The 22,028-nt window shown below is 56.1% G+C and carries 18 protein-coding genes and 3 pseudogenes; 5 read left to right on the plus strand and 16 right to left on the minus strand.

Annotation, left to right across the window (positions count from 1 at the left end; all coding sequences use genetic code 11):
• Positions 1-55 precede the first annotated feature (55 nt).
• Positions 56-2,224, minus strand: a complete 2,169-nt coding sequence (locus KI237_RS12030) for a TonB-dependent siderophore receptor (RefSeq protein ID WP_212799992.1) — start codon at positions 2,222-2,224, stop codon at positions 56-58.
• A gap of 347 nt (positions 2,225-2,571) precedes the next feature.
• Between KI237_RS12030 and KI237_RS12035 the strand changes: the two genes are divergently transcribed.
• On the plus strand, positions 2,572-3,246 hold the full coding sequence (locus tag KI237_RS12035; protein ID WP_212799993.1) for a hypothetical protein: 675 nt from the start codon (positions 2,572-2,574) through the stop codon (positions 3,244-3,246).
• Positions 3,247-3,479: 233 nt separating this feature from the next.
• On the opposite strand, the gene KI237_RS12040 is transcribed toward KI237_RS12035, so the two are convergent.
• Positions 3,480-4,646 (minus strand): MFS transporter, encoded by a 1,167-nt coding sequence (locus KI237_RS12040; protein ID WP_212799994.1) that lies wholly within the window; start codon positions 4,644-4,646, stop codon positions 3,480-3,482.
• A gap of 94 nt (positions 4,647-4,740) precedes the next feature.
• On the opposite strand from KI237_RS12040, the pseudogene KI237_RS12045 reads away from it, so the two are divergent.
• Positions 4,741-5,633, plus strand: a pseudogene (locus KI237_RS12045) (LysR family transcriptional regulator).
• 197 nt (positions 5,634-5,830) lie between these two features.
• On the opposite strand, the gene KI237_RS12050 reads toward KI237_RS12045, so the two are convergent.
• From KI237_RS12050 to KI237_RS12060, 3 genes are all read right to left on the minus strand, one after another.
• Entirely contained in the window at positions 5,831-6,301 is a 471-nt protein-coding gene (locus tag KI237_RS12050) for a GIY-YIG nuclease family protein (protein WP_212799995.1), read from the minus strand.
• Between the two features lie 343 nt (positions 6,302-6,644).
• A complete protein-coding gene (locus KI237_RS12055; protein ID WP_212799996.1) occupies positions 6,645-7,523 on the minus strand; it encodes an HNH endonuclease in 879 nt (292 codons plus the stop codon).
• Entirely contained in the window at positions 7,520-9,049 is a 1,530-nt protein-coding gene (locus KI237_RS12060; protein ID WP_212800590.1) for an AAA family ATPase, read from the minus strand. The genes KI237_RS12055 and KI237_RS12060 overlap by 4 nt, the downstream gene beginning before the upstream one ends.
• Positions 9,050-9,514: 465 nt before the next feature.
• Here KI237_RS12060 and KI237_RS12065 point away from each other — a divergent pair, with 465 nt between their 5' ends.
• Complete coding sequence (locus tag KI237_RS12065) at positions 9,515-10,354, plus strand: hypothetical protein (protein ID WP_212799997.1); 840 nt, start codon at positions 9,515-9,517, stop codon at positions 10,352-10,354.
• Positions 10,355-10,601: 247 nt separating this feature from the next.
• Here KI237_RS12065 and KI237_RS12070 read toward each other — a convergent pair whose 3' ends face one another.
• From KI237_RS12070 to KI237_RS12080, 3 genes and pseudogenes are all read right to left on the minus strand, one after another.
• The gene (locus tag KI237_RS12070) at positions 10,602-10,817 is read right to left on the minus strand and encodes a hypothetical protein (RefSeq protein WP_212799998.1); all 216 of its coding nucleotides are present in this window, start codon (positions 10,815-10,817) and stop codon (positions 10,602-10,604) included.
• Between the two features lie 254 nt (positions 10,818-11,071).
• A pseudogene (locus KI237_RS12075) lies at positions 11,072-11,251 on the minus strand (addiction module antidote protein); the annotation flags it as partial.
• A 128-nt stretch (positions 11,252-11,379) separates the two neighbouring features.
• Positions 11,380-11,652 carry a hypothetical protein gene (locus KI237_RS12080; protein ID WP_025569626.1) on the minus strand — a complete coding sequence of 91 codons (273 nt, stop codon included), beginning with the start codon at positions 11,650-11,652 and terminating at the stop codon, positions 11,380-11,382.
• Between the two features lie 660 nt (positions 11,653-12,312).
• Between KI237_RS12080 and KI237_RS12085 the strand changes: the two genes are divergently transcribed.
• Positions 12,313-12,768, plus strand: coding sequence for a DUF2268 domain-containing putative Zn-dependent protease (locus KI237_RS12085; RefSeq protein WP_249410727.1), 456 nt, complete (start codon positions 12,313-12,315; stop codon positions 12,766-12,768).
• Here the strand turns inward: KI237_RS12085 and KI237_RS12090 are convergent.
• Positions 12,722-13,243 carry an HIT family protein gene (locus KI237_RS12090; RefSeq protein WP_212799999.1) on the minus strand — a complete coding sequence of 174 codons (522 nt, stop codon included), beginning with the start codon at positions 13,241-13,243 and terminating at the stop codon, positions 12,722-12,724. The two genes, KI237_RS12085 and KI237_RS12090, sit on opposite strands and share 47 nt — an antisense overlap.
• 350 nt (positions 13,244-13,593) lie before the next feature.
• Between KI237_RS12090 and KI237_RS12095 the strand changes: the two genes are divergently transcribed.
• Positions 13,594-13,791, plus strand: a complete 198-nt coding sequence (locus KI237_RS12095) for an MbcA/ParS/Xre antitoxin family protein (RefSeq protein WP_212800000.1) — start codon at positions 13,594-13,596, stop codon at positions 13,789-13,791.
• Between the two features lie 213 nt (positions 13,792-14,004).
• Here KI237_RS12095 and KI237_RS12100 read toward each other — a convergent pair whose 3' ends face one another.
• The 7 genes and pseudogenes from KI237_RS12100 to KI237_RS12130 form a co-directional block, all read right to left on the minus strand.
• Complete coding sequence (locus tag KI237_RS12100; RefSeq protein ID WP_212800001.1) at positions 14,005-14,547, minus strand: hypothetical protein; 543 nt, start codon at positions 14,545-14,547, stop codon at positions 14,005-14,007.
• 685 nt (positions 14,548-15,232) lie between these two features.
• A complete protein-coding gene (locus tag KI237_RS12105) occupies positions 15,233-16,306 on the minus strand; it encodes a protein-glutamate methylesterase/protein-glutamine glutaminase (RefSeq protein WP_212800002.1) in 1,074 nt (357 codons plus the stop codon).
• Between the two features lie 2 nt (positions 16,307-16,308).
• Positions 16,309-16,806, minus strand: coding sequence for a chemoreceptor glutamine deamidase CheD (gene cheD, locus KI237_RS12110; RefSeq protein WP_212800003.1), 498 nt, complete (start codon positions 16,804-16,806; stop codon positions 16,309-16,311).
• Positions 16,803-17,639, minus strand: a complete 837-nt coding sequence (locus KI237_RS12115) for a CheR family methyltransferase (protein ID WP_212800004.1) — start codon at positions 17,637-17,639, stop codon at positions 16,803-16,805. The genes cheD and KI237_RS12115 overlap by 4 nt, the downstream gene beginning before the upstream one ends.
• Positions 17,636-18,172, minus strand: coding sequence for a chemotaxis protein CheW (locus KI237_RS12120; RefSeq protein WP_212800005.1), 537 nt, complete (start codon positions 18,170-18,172; stop codon positions 17,636-17,638). The genes KI237_RS12115 and KI237_RS12120 overlap by 4 nt, the downstream gene beginning before the upstream one ends.
• Before the next feature lie 39 nt (positions 18,173-18,211).
• Positions 18,212-19,870, minus strand: coding sequence for a methyl-accepting chemotaxis protein (locus KI237_RS12125; protein ID WP_212800006.1), 1,659 nt, complete (start codon positions 19,868-19,870; stop codon positions 18,212-18,214).
• A gap of 33 nt (positions 19,871-19,903) precedes the next feature.
• A pseudogene (locus tag KI237_RS12130) lies at positions 19,904-22,002 on the minus strand (chemotaxis protein CheA).
• Positions 22,003-22,028 lie beyond the last annotated feature (26 nt).

The raw sequence follows: 22,028 nt of genomic DNA on the forward strand, positions 1-22,028 counted from the left end.
AGTGCATTGCTTTTGGCTGAAAAGGGGGCGTTCCAAAGTACGCCCCCTGTTTTTTCTAGAAACTGTACTTGGCCGTCAGCATCATATTGCGTGGATTGCCATAGGCATCACCGCCATAGCTCACGGAATTGGCGATGGTCGAGTAGTACCGGCGGTCGAAGATGTTGTTGGCGTTGACCTGCACGTCCAGGTTCTGGCTGACCTGGTAGCCGGCCATCAGGTCCGTGATGGCGTAGCTGCCCTGTTCGAGGCGGTATTGGCTGCCATCAGCCAGCGGGATGTCGTTGTACAGGCGGCTTTGCCAGGAGACGTTGCCGCCCACGCGCATTTTTTCCAGCGGGCCCTGGAAGTGGTAGCGGGTGGTCAGCTTGAACAGATGCTCCGGGGTGTCGGTGTCGAACTGTTTGTTTACGTTCTGTGGGTTGGCGGCGTCCTTGAGGGTGTGGGTGCGCGCGTAGGTATAGCCACCGCCGACTTGCCAGTTTTCGGTCAACGCACCTTGCAGTTCGAAGTCGATACCCTGGCTGCGAATTTCGCCGGAGGCTTCATAGCAGGTCGCCTGTGGGCAGTTTGCCGTAAACAGCTGCACGGCGCGGTTTTCCTGGTCGACGCGGAACAGCGCCACGCTCGCATTCAGCGCGCCACCAAAATATTCGCCCTTGATGCCAACCTCGTAGTTCTTGCCGACGATCGGCTTGACCGGGCTACCAGAAGTATCTTTGGAGCTCTGCGGTGTGAATATGTCGCTGTAGCTGACGTAGACCGAATGATGGTCGTCCAGGTCGTAGATCAAGCCGGCGTAACGGGTGAGGTTACGGGTGACCTTGTAGTCGCCATCGCCATCCCGGTTATCGTAGTCGTACCAGTCCAGGCGCCCGCCGAGGATCAACTTCAACGGGTCGGCCAGGCTCAGGCGTGTCGTGAGGTAGACGCCATCCTGCGTGGTCACTTCGCGCTGGTTGTTGGTGTGGACGAAGTCCGGTTTACCCGCATTGAGCGGCCAGTTGGTGTCGTACGGGCTGTAGTTGTGGGTGGTCAGGTCGTAGATGCGTTTGCTGGCGCCCACCACCAGTTCATGGCTACGTCCGAATGCCTCGAAGGGCCCACTGGCAAAGGCGTCTACGCCGGCCTGGTTTTCATCGACGTCGGCCTGGTAAACCGTGCGGGCCAGTGTGTTGTTGACCCAGCGCGATTGATAAGAGCCGGAGAACAACGCGTTCTGTTCGGCGTAGTTGGCGTTGACCTGAAGGTTCCAGTCATTGGCCAGGCGATGACGGACTTCGGCGAATACGGTGTTGATCTCCTGATCCTTGTTCTCCCAATCCGTCCCCGGATTGTAGGAACGCGGCAGGTCCAGGTGATGGCCGTCCTGGCCGATCATCGAAGAGCCCCAGAAGTAATTGGTCTTGTCCTTCTGATGGGAAAACCCCAGGGTCAAGATGGTGTCTTCGCTCAGGTCCGCTTCGGTGACCGCATAGAACAGGCCATGATCCTCCTCGACATTGTCGATGAAGCTGTTGGCGTCCTGGTAAGAGGTCACGACCCGGCCGCGCAGCGTGCCGCTGTCGTTGAGCGGGCTGGAGGCATCGACTTCGCCACGGTAGTCGTCCCAGCTGCCGGCGGCCCCGGTCAGGGTGACTTTCTGCTCGGCCAATGGCCGCTTGCGGATCAGGTTGATGGCCGCCGAAGGGTTGCCTGCACCCGTCACCAGGCCGGTGGCACCGCGCACCACCTCGACCCGGTCGAACATCGCCAAGTTAGGCTGGGCGCCAACGTTAACGCCGTCGTAGCCACTCGGGATGCCGTCATACATCAAGTTGTCGATTTCAAAACCGCGTGCCTTGTAGGTCTGCCGGCCAGGGCCAGAGGAAAAGTCCAGGAACAAACCGGGCGTCGCCTTGACCACATCGTTGATGTCGGTCATCACCTGGTCATCCATGCGCTGGCGCGTAATGACGGTGACGGCTTGTGGGGTTTCACGCATCGTCAGCGGGAGTTTGGTCGCCGTCGACATCGCGCCGGTGGTGTAGGACTCGGTGCCTTCGGTAGTACTCCCCAGTTGGCCACTGCCGGTGACCTCGGTTGCGTCTAGTTCCAGGGTGGCGGGTGGAGTGGTGCTGTTGTCATCGGCGTAGGCGGGGACGAGTGTGGCCATGCAGATGGCCATGGCTAGAAGATTACGGGCAGGAGTGAAGTGACGCGGCGGGGTGGTGCGAGTCGACATGAGCAGGTCCTGAATTACTAATGCTTGTGATAGTGATTCGTATTAAGTATTGCAGGATTTGTTTGTGGGATAAAGCTTGCTGGGGGTGGGGGCGCTGATGCGTGGAGAGTAGGGCTTCAATGCCCAGTCGGGCCGAGGGCTCTGCTTTGTCGAGAGTTTCCTATGACTGCCCCCTGAGTCGTTTGAACGAAGCGCTGCTTGATTTTTTAGCCGGCAGGTAATATTTTCAATGCACGGCAGCCAACCATCAAGTACGTGAGCGCTTGCATCCGGTCTTAGAAAAAACAGCATATTCATTAATGCTGACTTTGTAATTGCTCACATTTTAAGTCGGCGTGGAGATGAATATGTTTAACTCTGTCATCGTTTCTGAAATCCCTTTTTATACATCCGTTCAGGATGCACGAAAGGCGAATTCGGTAAATTTGAACCATCTCAAGGAATCATTAGCATACGGACTTGGTTTTAAAACCTTGGCTGCGCACGCTGCTCATTTTGACGCTTTATCAAAAGGTGAACATGGCATAGCCAAGGTCGCGTTGTTTTCCAAGTCGCGCACAATGTCTAGGCTTATGGAGCTTGGATATACTAAAGATAAGTGTGACGTGATGGCTGAGGTCGTGGAAAGTTCTTACCAAGAAGCCCTTTCGGAGCAATTTTTCTTTGTTCCTTTTAAGCCCGATAACGGTCCATATGATCCATTCCGCGCAGATGCGTTTGATCGGACAAGAGTTTGGCTTCATGGTGGTAGCCGCGACGATATCTGTAATAAGGACTATCTAGAAGCGCTTTCTGATGAGTCAATGTCTAATGCTGCTATAGAGTGGCTCCATTCTAAAATATCCAGCTTTGCTTTCCCTGCCATTCTTGACAGAAGGAACTATCAAGGCGGCATCATTGTCAGGTTGCGCGACTTGAATATAGAGAGCTATCCACTTGCTGGTTGGAGCAAACTTAGTCGTGCAGATATTTTGGAGTATGGCTCAAGTGCTGATACTTTTCTTTGTGCACCGATGAAATAAAGAAGTATCCGGCTGGCCTTGCAAGGCCAGCCGGATACTTCGTGAATTAGATGGGGTAACGGCGTGAGCCTGACCAAGGCTATCCAAGATATCGGCAGCGCTCGTGCGTTGATAGGTCAGCGAATATCTGCGGTTCTCCGAAAAAAGAAGATGCTCAGATTTATTTATGAATAGATTCGTCATCTTTTCACTGTCCTCCTCAATGCCGACTAACAGCCCCCCTCACACCATCGTCACACCGCCGCAGCCGCAATCGCCCTGGAGCGCCAGGCAAAAGCCAACACCATCAGCAGCCCCAGACCCGCCATTGCGGCTCCGGCCAGGGAAATCGCCGGATAACCCAACCCGGCATTGATCACCGCACCGCCGAGCGCCGCTCCAATCGCGTTACCGAGGTTGAAGGCGCCGATGTTCACTGCCGAGGCCAGGTTGGGCGCGTCCTTGGCCGCTTCCATGACGCGCATCTGTAGCGGTGGCACCAGGGCGAAGCTGGCGATACCCCATATCAGGATGGCAACGGCGGCCGGCAGCGGCCAACGCATCAGTACGGTGAACGCCAGCAAGACCAGAATAAGCACGCTCAGTGAAACGATCAGGGTGCGGTCTATCGAGCGGTCAGCCGCCTTGCCGCCCCACATGTTGCCCAGCGTCAACCCCACACCGAACAGCACCAGCATGGCAGTGATGTACGCGGTGGACGCATGGGTCTCGCTGCTGAGGATCGGCGCGATATAGGTGAAGACGGTAAACATGGCACCCGAGCCGACGACGGTCAGGGCCAATGCCCCCAGCACCCGGCCACGACCCAATACCCGAATTTCGGCCAGTACACCGACGCTTTGCGGCGCAGGCAGGTTGGGCAGGGCGAACCACAACGCGGCCATGGTCACCACGCCGAGGCCGGTAATACCCCAGAAAGCCGTGCGCCAGCCGAACAGTTCGCCAAACCAGGCGGCCAGCGGTACACCGCCGATGGTCGCCAGGGTCAGGCCCATGAACATGGCCGCGACCGCCCCGGCACGCTTTTGAGGGGCGACCACGCTGGCGGCGACGATGGAACCAACGCCAAAGAACGCCCCGTGGTTCAGTGAGGTCACCACCCTGGCGACCATGAGGCTGTAGTAATCGGTAGCCAAGGCTGACATCAGATTACCCAGGGTGAAAATCGCCATGAGCCCGATCAGCAGATAGCGCCGGGGAATCCTGCCGGTGGTCAGGGTCATCAGCGGCGCGCCAAGCAGAACGCCCAAGGCGTAAGCACTGACCAACAGACCCGCAGCGGGAATGGAAACGCCCAGATCCGCAGCGATGCCCGGCAACATGCCCATGGGGGCGAACTCGGTAACGCCGATGCCGAAGGCACCAATGGCGAGTGCGACAAGTGGTGGATTGATACGCATGGAAGGCTCCTCATCTATGCCGCGAATGCTACGATCCAATCTTTTCAGGCGGTAGATAGCATTTTTGGTAATCACCTTTGCCTAGGGAGCACAAATGGACTTCAACGGCAGGTCAGGTGAGATGAGCGTGTTCGCCACCGTGGCGCAGGAAGGTAGCCTGTCGGCTGCCGCGCGTGCATTGGGGCTGACACCCTCGGCGGTCAGTCGGATCATCGCGCGTACCGAACAACGTCTTGGCACCCGCCTGCTGCTGCGCACCACCCGAGCGATCACCTTCACCGCCGAGGGCGAGGCGTTCCTTCGCGGTGCCCGGCGTATCCTGGCCGACATGGCCGAGGTCGAAGAAGCCATCGCCGACCAGGGCGTACCCAGGGGCCGCTTGCGCGTCAGCGCCGCCCTTGGTCATGGGCGGCTGGCCATCGTTCCCTTGGTGGCAGCGTTCAGCGCCCGTTACCCGAACATCGTCGTCGACCTCACCCTCGGCGACGAAGTGGTCGACATCCTCGGTGGCCAGGCCGACGTGGCGGTACGCTTTGGTCATCTGCCCGACAGCCCGCTGACCGCGCGCAGGATCGGCGACACCGGCCAGGTAGTGGTGGCCTCGCCCGACTATCTGCAGCGCCACGGCATCCCCCAGGAACCGGAAGACCTGCTACGGCACAACTGCCTACGCTTCAACTTCCGGCGTGCCGAACCCAACTGGCCGTTCATCCGCGACGGACGAGCGTTTTCCCTGAAGGTCAGCGGCAATATCGAATGCAGCAGTGGTGAAGCGCTGGCACAACTGGCGCGAGTAGGGGCCGGCATTGCGCGTATCGGTGGGTTCAGCGTGAGCGAGGACCTGCAGCGCGGCGATTTGATACCGCTGCTGGAAGAATGGAACCCCGACGATCGGGAACCGATTCATGCGGTGTTTGTAGGGGGGCGGCAATGCCGGCGCGGGTGCGGTTGTTTGTGGATTTTTTGGTGGAGCGGCATCGGATGTGAGGGGGGCAGTTGATACTTCTGGGGGATGTTGTTTGCGTTGAGCGGGTAGTGACCGACATATGGCTATTTGTGAGGGGGCGATTTCGGTCAATTGCTGCCTTTCACCACGGGCAGCATTCGGCCAAAAGCGGACAGTCTCACTGGGACTGGGCTGGCCCGCTGAAAGCGCGTCCCGGCGAGCGTGCTTGAATGCCTTGCTATGTATTCCTTCGCCGAGTAAGCGGGAAGACAAATGGCTTTTCTTGAGTTAAATTTATTTCGTTTAGCTTGTATTTAAACCTAATATCACTGCAACTAAATCGTCGAATTAGATTTCTCACTTCAATATCACTTAGTTCGTAGTCCCAGGACTTAATTATAGAGCCACCTCTAACTTTATCGAAACCATATTTTTGCCCCAGAGCTACGGTGATAGTATTTTCAATTTCTGTAACCCACAGACAATCGCCAATTGATCTAAAGGCCGCATGTAAATGAGTTGCTTTTCTCTTCCCCGTGAGGCCGCTCTCCATATATTGGAAAGCGCCCTTTTTCTTTAATGTAGAGTAAGGGCTTTTCCTACCATGACTTCGCAGCCTTGATCTCAACCCCTTAGCTGTGCCCACGTACCATGAGTTCAGTTCAAGCTTCAAAATATAAATATACCAATTTCTAATTTCTTCACTCATTTTTCGGAATCAAATTGTGCATAACGATTAAGCTAATTCGGCTGAGACACTACTCGATTCGCACTGAGCGTGTCTATTGCACGTGGGTTACGCCGCACGGCAGGAATATGTTTGCTGAGGTAGAAGCGTCTCATGCAGGTGTCTACCGGGGCGAGAGGTAGCCCAAAAACGTCCGCTCTTGGCCGTAAGCGGCCTCTCAGCAACGACCGCTCTCGGCCAATTGCGGTCATTCGCGAGCGGCCACCATTGGCTGACTTTTGTCCGATGATGGTGGCTAAAGCTAACTTAGCTAGCCCCTCAGCGTGTCTACCGAACTGGGGCGGCTCCAGAGCCCAAGTACGGGTTACGCAATCAATGGAGATTTGAAAAATGTTTTGTAGCCGCTCTCTTGAAACCAAGCGCTTTCCGCCAGAGCTTCATACATGGGTGCTCTCCAAGCATTCGTCCTTTTGCTTCTTTCTACAGTTGCATATCGTACAAGATGTTGTTTTCGATCCTTGAGCGTGCCGATGTCATCTAATATGTCGACCATATTAGACAGCTCGGCCGCAGCCTCAATTCCAAATCTACGTGCAAGATTTAAGTCGTTGAAATGGTTTTCCGCACGCAACTTCAACTCTTCAGGCCAATCTGCGGGAGGAGAAGCATAGTAGCGAATATTTGGTGGAGTTGTTTGTATGAGCTCTGCAAACACCCAAGGCTCAATTTCGAGCTTAGAGCTTTCAAAATAAAGGTGTGGTTGTTGGCTGGATTCGGTGACTGCGGAAGCGCCCTTGCTCTTGTTGCAGTCTGAACATGCGGGAATTAAGTTGCTAGGAAAAACGGAATAAGTCGGATATCTCGATTTAGAAAGGAAATGGTCTAGTGTGCTCGCTTGCCCGAAGCCGCACAACGGACATTTTTCCAATGGTGCAGAGATAATAAGCTTGTCATAATATTTGCGCGCATTTTTTCCTTTTTGTAATAATTGATTTGAGTATAGGGAAATAAGCTCTTTTTTGGTAAGACCAGCTACTACATGCTGTTCTGGCTTGGCTCGAGAACTCAGCGGCAATGTATAAAGTTCGTATTTTTCTGCTTTTTCTGTGTATGTCGAGAAAAGATTAATGATTGCGCTGCGTGCCGCTTTAAATTTTGAAACTAAGGCAGGGTCATCGATACTATCTACGCAAGCATCAAATACTTCAACAGGGTCAATGGCTGGAATGATTAACCTTTTCAAGGCTCGCTCCGACTTGCTACCATTTTCCGCAAAATCGCCTGCGCTTCAAATCCAAGTTGCTCTTGGCAATCATTTAAAATACTTTCGAATGTCCCACCACGATTGACCGCGGCTTGTAAAACTTCATGATATCCAGACTTAGACACTTCCAGTCCAAATATTTCGCGGGTGAGAATGCCTGCGTTCTCTCCGAAGGTTTCTCTCTCGGGGCGGTCTGCTCTACCTTCTGCACGCAGTCTTGTAAGCTTCCATACGCACGATCTTGGAACCTCTTGGACTACCACAGGAGAATGAGTTGCGATAATTGCAACTCCGTTTCTATCCTGCAGTAAATCGGAGACGGATCTTGTAAAAGCAGATAGCAGCAGAGGATGCAAATGGCTTTCTGGCTCGTCCATTAGTACAAGGGTTTTTTCCTCCACGGTATCAACTAGTTTGGTAAGTGTAAGAAGAACAATGGAGTGGCCTGAACTCATCCTGCTGAAAAGGAGACGCGCTTTTACAATTGCCTCCTCGGGAGAAAGTTCAATTAGACGCCCTAGGTTCATATCTTCAAAATTTTTATCTGATTCCAGCCTTTTTATTGCAATCAGCCATCTCTGTCGCTTAGTTGGTTGACTGAGGCAGGAATCTAGACTGCTAATAAAGTCTGAAGTTAATTCTTCGGTTGTTTTCGGAGGGCGCTTGCCAGAATCTCCTGCTGAGGATTGCATGCCCACATAAAAATAGGCTACTCCTTTATTTCGGTCAGGTTGATCCGCAGGAAAAAGGAAAGGGTCGAAAGCGCTAAAAGAAACTGAAACAACGCTGCTGAAATAATCCGACGGCATGGGTGCAACCCAAAACGGAAGCATTGTTAAAAACTGACCACGGTGATCCCTGCCAGTAGTATTGCTCAGGATGGTCTCGACCATATCATTGAGTATAGTTGTTTTGCCTACACCATTTCTACCAATGAGTACATGTATGTTGGTGGAAGGGAGGGACTGGGGTATCACTTCAAAAGACAGAGTTACTCCAGCTCTTCTTTCATCTCCATCGGATTTGTAGGTAAAGTCAAAACTTGTTAGTTCGGGCATTCCCGCCAAAACGCGTTTAAACTGATCTCGTATGACAGACCAGCTTACATTTCGCATTAATGAGTCTCGGAATACTTGCTCATCTTCCACTTCGCTGAGAAGTTTCGGGTTGGCGATCACATCGTTGAGCGCGTGCAATACAGTCGAGGCTGAATCTTGGGATAATTCGCTTTGTACTTTCTTATAAAACTCTACGTCTTGTCCTAATGAAAAAAAACCTTCCTCTAAACTGGGAAGCTTTTCAGATAGCTTTTCTGACGTCCAGCCGTGCTGCTGATTTTTGTAGCCAATTTTGATGGTGCCAAGATCAGTTTTTTTCCCACTCGGATCAAAATACACAGCAGTAAAGCTGGTTTTGAAAGAATAGTCATCCCAGTTGCTTTCATTCAGTATCACTGTATTTCGAAACTCGGAAGGCGCCAAACCTGGCTTCTTCACCACTTGAATTGAGAATTCCACATTTCCTCCTTGGCGAAATCTCTCTTTGGTCTGGGAAGGTAACGCCCCGCGAATCTTAATGCAATCCCGATGGTGGCAATACGCTTTCACGACGTTCCATTCAGAACCTTTTTACTCGTGACTAGTTTTCAAAATGTTCCTCAGGAGCAACCAATCGTCCTAGCTGCCTCGGTGTGGGAGGCAGCTTTTGGCCGACTGCTGCCGTTGCCGACCGACGGCTTTCGACCCATAGCAGACTCTCATAGGTACAACGATGCGGCCCTTCTCGCACGGAGAAATTGCCAATCGCAAAGTGTCGTGCAAAAGCATCACTTCTGATTGGACAAAATCTCAAACCAATACTAGCCTTGCGCCATGTCACATTAACCTTAGAGTATCAGGCAGATTTTAAACTGCGAAAATTTAGTTTCCACGCGCGAGCAATTACAATTGAATACATAAGGCGATATTGAGATGATCAAGCAATTAATAATTACGGCAATCGGAGCTTCCTTGTCGGCTTGCCAACTACCAAATAGGACTGATGTGGTTCCGGATCTACCCTCAAACTTCAGTGCGAGAACAATAATAGAGTCTAATAATGGTCTGTTGTCAGAGGGGCTAAATAAAGTCCCAGGTTCCATATGTTTAGCGGACGAGGAAACCGGACTATGCAAAACTGAAAACCTGTTACCAAATCAATGCTTGGCCAAGGGTACCGCCGTACAAGTAAAAGCAGTAACTGACCCGTCACCAGCATATCATTCAATAATAACCAAAAACTACAACCTTAGCTTTACGACTCCTTTCATATCGGCCCCATCAAGTGCCGATTATATTGATGAAGTTAAAGCATCTATATCGGCTACTGCCTCTATTAGCACCGCTGGAACGGACGACGGGAACGGCTTTCCTGGAATAGACGGCATCAAGGCTTGTATTTTAAAAAATTTCGGCCCTGGAAATTATAAAAAAGTCATTTGGATTCAGTCTGCAAATATCATTTCTGTAACCACCTCAAGATACTCGAAAGTATCAAATGGCTCTGATGTTAAAGGTACTGGTTTCGGCTTCAATGGCTCAACCTACAACAGTAGTTCGGTGGGTGCGCAGACGATATGGATTGGGATTTTCGGTAACTCAATTTACAATATCGGCGTAGTAAATAAGTCTGTGCTTGATAGCTCGAAAACATCTATAATCAGTTCCGACGATAAAACCACCATCATTGAAACTCCCTCGGCCCCTACTGCACCGCCACCTCCTGCCACTGTACCTATTCTAACTCCTGCAGCCGAGTTCGCTCCATCCTAAAGCTAGACGGCACAGAGAATAGTATAGTCTTCGATGAAGAGCACTATATCGCCGGCAAGTCGAACAGTTGGTGAGATTTTTTATAAAATATCCCGTCGGGCTTGTTCCAACGGGTTTTTATTTTAAGTTCAAACGATGATTAGTTGCTGGACTAACGGTTGTGAATGTCTGCACTTGGCCGTTTTCTGCCTGTCGTAAAGGGTAGAAATCGACCCGCTGCTGCCATTCACTCATCCCTGAGCCTGTCTCATGCCATCCGCAATATTTCTGCGTAGTTGCCTTCCATTGGAGGGTTCAGGTGTTTTTCAAATACGCAGCATAGGTTCCATAGGGCCCTTTGCTCAGCTTGGTCTTCAATTGCCAAAGTATCGGTATCACTGAAACGACGGGCAAAGTCAAACAGCACTACCGCTTCGTCCAGTGAAAGGGAAATGGAAATGGTTATGTCGAGTGGTGAGGGCATCAATAAACTGCCTTAACTGCGTTATGGATTGATGAGTAGTCTGTGGGCGTGCGTGAATCGCGCTACCCCGATGTCCACTTCTGGCCGCTTTCTGCGGGCTGGGACCTTTAAACTAGATGGTCAGATCTGATGCACGCTGCGGATACCTTCCCTGGAAAAGGGGACAGATTATTTGCCTGAAAATAGTTCCGTCCCCTTATTCCGTCCTCTTATTCCATTCGCGATTAACCCCGGCACCTTTGGCGGCTTAAAGTTTTCTCGACTTCGGCCAAAGCGTGAATAAGACTTTCCGTATCATCGGCTTTCATACATTCAGCCAAGTAAGCTGCTATAGCTTCCGGGGTATCGAGAAAGCGCGAAGCCTCATAACGAGTCGTACTCGTAGTGTTGAGGTTTAGGACCGGCATATCCTCAGGGTTGAACTTATCGTTCATGTCATTTACCTCTCCGGGTATCAAGGATCGCTGCGACTCTCTTTATACCTCGCTTTTAATCTGTTTTATCAGCTTCCGCTGACCGATCTGAATGCAGAAAAGGGCGCTTTTATACGCCCTAAGCTCCATCAGCTTTCGACCTGCGCCTGAAGCCGCCGACCAATCACCTCCAGCAAATCACACCCATCGCGTAACGGAATAACCAGAAGCTGTGCAAAGTCCGAAAGCACCACCGTATCGCTGGTGATTTCAGAGCGAAACGCAATGTTCTCCAGTACCTGGGTCACCACGCGGATGCGGTAATCAGCGGTCGCATGCAGGACGTCCAGCGGGGCTTGAGTATCAATGAGGAGGGAAGCGGGAGTGCAGTCGATGCCGGTGATGGGGACATATCTTTCCATGTTCAAAACTCCGATCTAATGAGGTTTTAACCACTCAATCGTCGCCAAACAATTAGGTGGCAGTTGTACGCAGGTTGGCGAACCGGGATCGGAACCGGCAGACCTGAAGGCCTCCCACGCACAACTGCCGTAACGGGCAGCCGTGCAAGTGTGCCAAAGCCTCTGCAAAAAACGCAGTACTTTTGCACTCGATCCTCAGGTCGCCAAACCTGATCACCATATTCGGCGATGGGAACGACTATAAATTTCACCAAGTTGGACGGGCAAGACACCTGCTTCCGAGAGCCTTGTAGGAATCAAGACAGTTTTTTGCCAGAGATAACCGGGCAGACAGAGGGGCAGTCAAACCTGATCGACACTGGACAGCTGCCCAACGGGAATTTACCGTCGCGACCGGCCTGGAGTCATCGAGCCAGATACTTGATTAATAAAGGAGAAGGGGCATGGAGAAATGGACGCTGCACTAGCTGGAAGCCTCGGGGAGTCTTGCCGAGCTTCGTCGCGAGCTGGTTGATGAGTTTGAGGCCGCCTATGAAGCCATTGCTCGCCTGATGCCCCCACCGCGACTCGATGTCCTGATTTAGAGGCTACCGGGCGAAACCATTCCGGAAATGGGCCTGGTAGGACGGGCGTATCGCAGTTCCATGTTCACCATGACCCTTGATCCCGACAATCCGAATTTCTTTTCCAGCCTACGCACCCGGCGCACTGCGTCGACATGTTGTTCATGAGGTTCACCATTGTCTGCGCATGGGCGGTCCTGGCTATGGCTGGACGCTAGGCGAGGCGTTGGTCAGCGAAGGGCTTGCCGGTCAGTTTGTTCGGCATGTGCTCGGTACTGATCCGGAGCCTTGGGAGCATGCCATCGCATCTGCCGATCTTCTACGCTCACCGGTTGGGCTGCAGATTCTCGAATCCAGGTATTACGATCACAACGAGTGGTTCTTTGGTTTTGGCGACAAACCCAAATGGCTCGGTTACTCGTTGGGTTATCAAATGGTCGGACGTTGGCTTACGTCGAGGGGCGAAACTGATATTCCGACCTGGGTCAACGCACCTGCAGCAGACATCATGGCCAACGCACTGGAGGAAGGTTTGGTATTGGCTGAGTCCTGAACGCTTGCCGCAACTTTTCAATCACCTGGCTGATAGAGGGCCCTTGGATCGCTGGCGGCGTGGAGCTTTCACCAAACTCTCGCCAGATGAACAACGTCAGCTCCGCGCCATCAGTCAATGTCTGGGCGTTCTCTTGAGTGCCGAAGGTCTCCAGCAGCCTGTACCGCGCATCTTTCCAGAACAGTTCCTCGACCCAGTCGTACACTGGGATGAAATGGAAGTGGATGGGGTAGCGGGGATCGTGGCCGAATCGGCTGATGTAAAGCCATTTTGGGTTCAGCTGTGTTTCTAGAACGCTCTGGATGTTTGCCATCAGGCTACCCAGCTCTGCGAGTGCAGGTTCGGGCAGTTGCGCCAGTGAATTTACGTGATGCTTGGACCCGAGCATGAGGTAGCCGGGCAGGGCGGATGCCCGGTGGTGGTTGACTATCCAGTGGGTGGTTTCATGGAGGATGAAGTGTGGTGCTATTTCCAAGGCTGACTCCCTGTCGTCATGCGGTTAGGGCCATTCCTTCAACTATGTAACATTTTCAACCTGTGCGCTTACAGGTGCGGCTTACCTTGGACCTGTACACACCTCGGTCTACCAGCCGATTACCTACAACCATCTTGGGACTGCTGCGCAGTCCAGCGGGGATAAATCCCCTCGCCACAGGAGGGAACACCGTCCTACAGACAGCCGCCCGCTTTAGGATAAATCACAGAACGCTCTGACAACTTTTTAGGGTTGGCCTTCGGAAGTACCGGCCTTACGATCTGGATTGTCTCAGTGCTCAGCGTGGCATCCGGTGCGCTCAGCTTGGTTTTTATCGTGAGGACAGATCGATGCCTGAAACCCCATACGCCAAGGTCTTGGAGCTCGCCGCCAATGTTTTCGGCAGCCAGCAGTTGGCTGAGGACTGGTTGAGAAAACTCTGCCTGTACCTGGACGGTCAGGTGCCATTGGAACTGATCGATAACGCGCAGGGTTTCAAGTTAGTAGAGGATTACCTGACCCGGGTTGAGCTTGGGGTTTATCAATGAATCCTTTGTTCTGCTGCGCCGTTTTTAGGGCTGCTGCGCAGCCCAGCGGGAGCAAGCTCCCTCGCCACAGGTTGCGTTATGCCTAGAACTTTTTCCATCCACGTCCATCGGTCGTGCGGTAGGTTCCCCCTGTGGTGGCGGGCCCTTGAAAACGAGCTCAGGTGGAGCGTCGAGCAGTGCGGTTTTTAGCGGTTACCTGGACACGCTGCCACACTATTTCTTAACCGGGTAATCCTGTCCCCACACCCGTACGGTATTGACTGGCTCGCTCATGCCTTCAAACACGAACTTCTGGCGCACGGCGGTCTTCGCTGGAATGGTGACCTCGTCCGGGTTGTCCAGGCCGGTGAGGCGGTTGGCGTAGCCTGCTTGGTCGATGGCCAGCAGCACGCCGGTCTGGCCGAGGTTGATCAGGCGCAGTTGGGTGTCGGTGCTGTTCTTGAAGCCGAGGGTGACGCTGACGCTTTCGTCGCTGGGCTCCAGCTTCAGCACTTCGATGGCGATGCGGTCTTTCATTTGCTCGCCGGAGGCAACGATTGCGGCGCCGTCGGTGCCTTGCACTGATTCGCGGCCATCGAGCACGCCTTCACTGACGCCGCCCAACAGGTTCTTGCCGGCGGTAATGAAGGTCGAGACGGCGGACTTGGTGGAGTCCTTGATGAGGCTGCCGTCCGCCGGCTCGCCTTCGGCAAAGCACAGCGAGCTGAGCAGGAGGCTAGAGATGAAGAGGGTGGAGCGTGACGGCAGAAAAGTCATACCTGGATCCTTTAGGGTGGCCTGCGACATCGCCTGTCAGAGGGGCGAGCGGCAATGATAGCCGTGATCGAGGACGGTTAGCGATTTCCCTCCTGGAGTTTTTCCGGTCTTGCGCCGTTCCTGGTTGCGGCCAGGCTCAGGTTGATTGCGTTGAGCGAGTCCTGTGCTGTTCGTCTGATCCGTATTTTGCTGCCTCAGGTGCCCCTGTAACGAGCCCAGGCCGCACCCCAGAATAGCCACTCGGCTAGCCTATCGGACGGCCCGTGTACTGCAATTTTTTGGTTCAGGAGTGCTCATGACGAAGATGGCGATTTTTTTAGGCGGGTTTTTGGCACTGACCCTTTTGATCGGCGTACTGGCGACGATTTCGCCGGTATAGACACATGCTGCTGAAGCACCTGTGGTGACAAGTCCACTGTGGGAGCGAGCTTGCTCGCGATAGCGGTGGTTCAGCTTGCATCCATGTTTAATGTGCCACCGTCATCGCGAGCAAGCTCGCTCCCACATGGGGGCTGGTGTGGTTTTGATTACTACTGTGGCGAGGGAGCTTGCTCCCGCTGGGGCGCGAAGCGGCCCTAAAGCTCATATCCCGGTTGATGAGCAGGTGACAGGCAAGCCACCTTGGGGCTGCTGCGCAGCCCAGCGGGAGCGAGCTCCCTCGCCACAGGGTTGTGATCTGTCCTTGTTACTTGTGCAAGATCACCTGCGCAATCTCCTGCAACCCCATCACCCGTTGTGCGGCGTTGAGTTTGATCGCTTCCTTGGGCATGCCGAAGACCACGCAGCTGGCTTCGTCCTGGGCCACGGTGCTGCTGCCGGCGTCGAGCATTTCCTTCAGGCCTCGGGCGCCGTCGTCGCCCATGCCGGTCATGATGATGCCGGTGGCGTTGCGGCCGGCGAACTTGGCCACGGAGCGGAACAGTACATCCACCGAAGGACGGTGGCGGTTGACCAGCGGGCCGTCCACCACCTGCACGTGATAGAACGCGCCGCTGCGGGTCACCATCATGTGCTTGCCGCCGGGCGCGATGAGCGCCAGGCCCGGGTGGATGCGGTCGTTGTTGCGGGCTTCGCGTACTTCGATCTGGCACAGGCTGTTGAGCCTGGCGGCGAACGAGGCGGTGAATTTTTCCGGCATGTGCTGGACGATGACGATGCCCGGGCACACCCGCGGCAGGGCGGTGAGCACCGCTTCCAGGGCCTGGGTGCCGCCGGTAGAGGTGCCGAGGGCGACGATGCGTTCGGTGGTCTGCGCCATGGCATGGCCGTTGGCGGCAGGCAGCATGGCGTCGGCGGTGAGTTTGGTGGCCGGCGTCAGTGCGGTCTGGGCGGGGCGCTTGCCCAGGTTGCGTACGTTGACCTGGGCGGCGGCGCGGATCGCCGACACCAGTTCCGGCGCCGACTCCAACAGAAAGTTTTTCAGGCCGGTGGTGGGCTTGGTGATGATTTCCACCGCGCCGGCGGCCATCGCCTGCAAGGTGGTTTCCGCGCCCCGGGGCGTCAGGGACGAGCAGATCACCACCGGTGTCGGGCGCTCGCTCATGATTTTCTTCAGGAAAGTGATGCCGTCCATGCGCGGCATTTCTACGTCCAACACGATCACGTCGGGCCATTCCTTGGCCAATTTGTCCATGGCGAAAATCGGGTCGGACGCCGCGCCCATGACGTGGATGTCCGGTGTGTCGCTGAGGATCGCCAGCAACACCTGGCGAACCACCGCAGAGTCATCCACCAGCAATACATTGATCTTTTTTGACATGGTTAATGCCGGGTCCTTATCGGTTGGTGCCTGACCCATACATCGCCGCTGCAAAGGTCGAAGATGATGCTGCGGTGGCCGGTGCTGCCCATGTCCTGGGCAATCAGGTCGAGGCGATAGAGGGCGGCCATTTCCAGCGCGGCGTTGACGTTGAGCCGCGCCACATCGCCGTAAGGCACATGGCGCTGCAGCTCGGGGAACATCTCGCCACCGCCGAACAGCTTGAGTTGGTAGTCCTCGGGTTCGGTGCGATGGGCCCGGGCCTGGCGGATGAACAGTTCGATGGCTTCGTCGGCGTACATGCCGTTCAGTGCGGTGGAACAGCGCACGCGACTGGGCAGCATGAAGTGGCACATGGCGCCGATCCTGCGCTGCGGATGCCACAGCGTGATCGCCACGCAAGAGCCGAGGATCGTGCGCAGGCGGGTTGGGCAGGTGGCGAAGCGAAACTCCCCCGGCGCCAGGTACACCTCGGCCACGTCCCTGATCGCGGCGTTCATGGTTTGCGGTAAATCGAAGGCGACACCAGTTTCAACGCATCGGACACGCCGTTGAGGCTTTCCGAATGGCTCACGATGAAATAGCCGCCGGGCTTGAGCCGGGGGAGCAAGCGGGCGACCACTCGGCTTTTGGTGGGTTGGTCGAAATAGATCATGACATTGCGCAGGAAAATCACGTCGAACTCCCCCAGCTCCGGCAAGGTGTCGTTGAGGTTGACCTGGATAAAATGGACTCGGTTGCGCAACGTCCGGTCGATGAGGAACGTGCCTTGCTGGCTGCCAGTGCCCTTGAGGCAATACTTCACCAGCAGCGGATGGGGCAGGTTGCTGGCGCGCTCCATGGGGTAGTGCCCTGAGCGGGCCTTGGCCAGCACCTGGCTGCTGATGTCCGAACCGATGACCTCCCAAGGCGTGGTGCCCAGCCCCTCGGCCAGGGTCATGGCCAGGCTGTAGGGTTCTTCGCCCGATGAGCTCGCCGCGCTCCACAGGCGAAAGGTCTTGCCCGGTGTTGCATGGGGTAGCACCTGCTGGCGCAGGAAATCGAAATGCTTGGGTTCGCGAAAAAAATAGGTCTCGTTGGTGGTGAGCAGGTCCAGCGCCACCTGCAACTCATCGGTGCGCTGGCCGTTCATGATCAGCTTGAAATACTCACCGTAGCTGTCCAGCTCATAGTGCTTGAGGCGCTTGAACAAACGCCCGGCCACCAAGGCTTTCTTGGCTTCGGACAGGCTGATGCCAGCGGCCTGGTACAGCCAGGACTGGAACTGGCCGAACTCCCGGTCAGTGAGCGCCTGCGTGTTCAGGGTGCGTTCCTTGCAAGTATCGGCGTTCACTGGGCATCCACTTCCAGCGCGTTCGGGCTGGCTTCTGCGAGTAGGGACATTTCGTCGATGGACAGCACCCGGTCCACCTCCAGCACGATGACGAACTTGCCATCGACCTTGGCCATGCCACTGATGAAGTCGGCACGGATCTTCGCGCCGAAGCTCGGTGGTGGCTCGATCTGCGAGGCCGGGATTTCCAGCACCGCCGACACCGTGTCCACCAACAGGCCAATGTCCTGGGCCTGGCCGTCGGTGCTGGCCGCCTCGATGATCACCACGCAGCTGCGGCGGCTGATCGCCGAATTCGGCCGGCCGAAACGGGCCGACAGGTCCACCACCGGCACGACCGCGCCACGCAGGTTGATCACCCCGCGCACGAAGGCCGGCATCATCGGCACCACGGTCAGGTTGCCGTATTCGATGATTTCCTTGATGCACAGAATGCCAATGGCGAACATCTCCGTGCCGAGCATAAACGTCAGGTATTGCGCTTCTTCCTCGACCGCGAGGGCGGTTTGACGTGTGGTCGCGATGGCGCCCATTGCTTTTTCTCCTTTAAGCAAGCCAGTGGAACCGGGCCATCAGAACCGAGTGAATTCCGATTCGTCCGGGGCGCTGGCCATGTTGTAGGCAAACGCTTTGGGCATGATCGGTGCCGGTGCCCGGGCCGGTTTACGGCCGGAGGAACCTGGGGTGTTATCGACCCTGGCAACTTGCACGGCAGACTTGGGCGGCGTGTCCAGGGTAAAGAAACTCATGGCCTGTTGCAGTTGCTCGGCCTGGCTGCTCATTTCCTCGGCGGTGGCGGCCAGTTCTTCGCTGCTGGAAGCGTTCTGCTGGGTCACTTGGTTGAGCTGGGTCATGGCCGTGTTGATCTGCGCAACGCCCGCTGCCTGCTCTTCGGAGGCGGCGCTGATTTCCTGCACCAGGTCCGAGGTTTTGTTGATCGAAGGGACCATCTCGTTGAGCAGGTTCCCGGCCTTTTCCGCCATATCGACACTGCTGGACGACAGCTCACCGATTTCCTGGGCCGCCACCTGGCTGCGTTCGGCCAGTTTGCGCACTTCGGCGGCGACCACCGCGAAGCCTTTGCCATGTTCACCGGCGCGGGCGGCTTCGATGGCGGCGTTGAGCGCCAGCAGGTTGGTCTGGTAGGCGATGTCGTCGATGATGCTGATGCGTTGGGCGATTTTTTTCATCGCCACCACGGTCTGCTGCACCGAATCGCCGCCGTCGGTGGCTTCCTTGGCGGCCTTGCTGGCCATGCCGTCGGTGACCTTGGCGTTCTCGGTGTTCTGGTTGATGCTGGCGCTCATCTGCTCGATGGACGCACTGGTTTCCTCGACACTGGCCGCCTGTTCGCTGGTGGCTTGGCTCATCGATTGCGCGGTGGCGCTGACTTGTTCGGAGGCGCTGGCCAGGTTGTCCGCGGCGTTACGCACTTCACCGATGATGTGCGAGAGTTTGCCGACCATGTTCTGCATGGCGTTGAGCACCATGCCGGTTTCGTCCTTGGAGCCGCTCTCGATTTTTGCGTTCAGATTGCCTTCGGCCAATTGTTCGGCGACGGTGGCGGCCTGTTTCAATGGGCGGGAAATGATCCGGGAAATGAACAGCGCCAGGCCCAGACCTACCAGCAGGGCGGCAACCAGCACGGCAATGATCGACAGGCGCGATTTTTCAAACAGCGCTGCGCCACGCTCGCTGGCGGCGCCGGCGCCGGCGTCATTAAGCTCCACCAGTTTTTGCAGGTCGGCGACCACCAGCTCGAATCGACGCTTGGACTCGCCCCTGAGCAGGGCATGGGCTTGCTCGATCAGGTTTTGCCGGGACAGCGCCAGCAGGTCTTTGCTCACCGCCAGGTAAGCGTTCCAGTCATTGCGGGTGGTTTCGAACAGTTGACGGTCTTCGGCGTTGGAGAGCAGCTTTTCATAGGTATCCAGGCGCGTTTCAAAGGCTTTTCTGGAGTCTTCCGCTTCTTGCTCAGTGGTGGTGCGCTCCTGCTCGGAGTCAGCGGTAATGTGGCGGTTTTCCTTGAGGCGATACTGTGCCCCGAAGAAACGCATGCCCGAGGCGGCACGCATGGACGGCATCCAGTTTTCCCGGATCTCGACCGTGGTGCCGTTTACCTCGCCCAGTTGCATGATCGCGAACACCCCCATGGCAGCGGTCAGGGCCAGCACCACCAGAAATGAAGTGATCAGTTTGGTGGCGATTCTAAGATCGTAGAACCATTTCATTGGGAAGTACCTCTCCTTGGAATTGCTAAAGCGTCAGCGAGCGTTGGCTTGTTGTAATTGAGTTGGGGTGTAGCGGTTTTCCACTTGGGCGATCTGGGTGAGTAGCGCCGGTACGTCGAGAATCAACGCCACGGCGCCACTGCCCAGGATGGTCGAGCCGCTGATGCCGCGAAGGGCACCGAACAGCTTGCCCAGCGGCTTGATCACGGTCTGGAATTCACCCAGCAAGTCATCCACCACCAGCCCGGCCTTGAGTTCGGCGTAGCGCACCACCACCACGTTCTGCCGGCGCGCGGCCGGGCCTTCATGGCTGAAGTGATCGCGCAGGTAAACCAGCGGCAGCACCTCGCCGCGCAGGTCGAGGTAGCCTTGTTCGCGGCTGGCGAGCCCATCGTCTTCGCTCAGCTCGATGCATTCCTGGACCATGTCCAGCGGAATGACGTAGGTCGACTGACCGATGCCCACCAGAAAACCATTGATGATCGCCAAGGTCAGCGGCAGGCGGATGCGCACCACGGTGCCTTTGCCGGGTTGGCTGTCCAGGTCGACGGTGCCACGCAGCAGGGTGATGTTGCGCTTGACCACGTCCATGCCCACGCCGCGTCCCGACAGGTTGGTCACGGCCTGGGCGGTGGAGAAGCCGGGTTCGAAGATCAGGTTGTAGATTTCCTGGTCGGTGGGGCTGGCACCCGGGGGACCAGGCCACGCTCCTGGGCTTTTTCCAGGATCCGGTCGCGGTTCAGGCCGGCACCGTCGTCGGCGATCTCCAGCACGATACTGCCCGAGTCGTGATAGGCGTTGAGGTGCAGGTGCCCCTTGGCCGGTTTGCCGGCCGCCAGGCGTGCCTCGGCGGTTTCAATGCCGTGGTCCATGGCGTTGCGCAGCAGGTGCATGAGCGGGTCGCCGATTTTTTCCACCACGGTCTTGTCCAGCTCGGTCTCCGCACCGCTGATGATCAGGTCGATGTCCTTGCCCAGTTCCTGGCTGACATCGCGCACCACGCGACGGAAGCGGTTGAAGGTTTCGCCGATGGGGATCATGCGCAGGCGCAGGGCACCGTCGAGGATTTCCTCCACCAGTGACGACACCGTCGAGGTGGATTCCTGCAACGGATCGTTGTTGCAGGTGCGGGCCAGCAGGCTGGTACCGGCGCTGGCGATGACCAGTTCGCCCACCAGGTTGATCAGTTCGTCGAGCTTGTCGGCGTTGACCCGCACGTAGGTGCCGTCCTTGGCCTTGCTGTCGCTGCTCACCGTCTGTTTGTCGCTGGCGATCTGGGCGGGCACGCGCGGTGTCTTGCGCTGGTCGGACAACAACTCGCCAGTGGCGATCAACGCGGTGCTTTCCTCGGCCGGTTCCGGTGAGGTGGTCACCAGGCCGGTGTTGGCCGGGGACGCGATGTCATCCAGGGCAACGATCTCGATCACGCAGTCTTCCCGGACGAAGTCGAACACTTCGTTGATCGCGCCGTGGCTGGCGGCCGAGCGAAACTCGATGTCGAAGCCCAGGTAGCAGGACTCGGCGTCCCAGGCGTCGGCGGCGGGCAGGGCGTCGGTCAAGGTGATGAGGTCGACGATTTCACCCAGGGTTTGCAGATAACGCAGGAACGAGAGTGGGTCCATGCCGTTGCGGAACACGTCCTGACCAAAGCGCAGGGAAATGTGCCAGAGGCGCGCTACGCCGGGTTCGCGGGCTTCGATTTCATGGACAGGCGTCGGAGCAGCGGTGGGCGAGGGCGCCTGGTACTCCTGCAGGATCTGGCACAGCTCCACTTCCCGTTGCAGGGCCGGTGGCGGCAGCGTTCCACCCTGGTTGGCGGCCACATTGATCAGTTCCAGCATGTGATCGCTGGACTTGAGCAGCACCGCGATCAGGCCGGCGTCCACCTCGACGCTGCCGTTGCGCAGGCGATCGAGCACGTCTTCGACGATGTGGGTGAAGCTGACGATCGGTTCCAGGCCAAACAGCCCGGCCGAGCCCTTGATCGTGTGCGCCGCCCGGAAGATCGCGCCAATGGCGTCATCGTCGCCGGGGTCGGTTTCCAGTTGCAGCAGCGACTCTTCCATCGCCTGCAACTGTTCCCGTGCCTCGACGATGAAGGTCTGTTGTGCCTGATCGAGATTGATGCTCACGCTCATATCCTTTGTCGTGTCCGACG

The sequence above is a fragment of the Pseudomonas sp. St316 genome (assembly GCF_018325905.1).
Lineage (GTDB): Bacteria > Pseudomonadota > Gammaproteobacteria > Pseudomonadales > Pseudomonadaceae > Aquipseudomonas.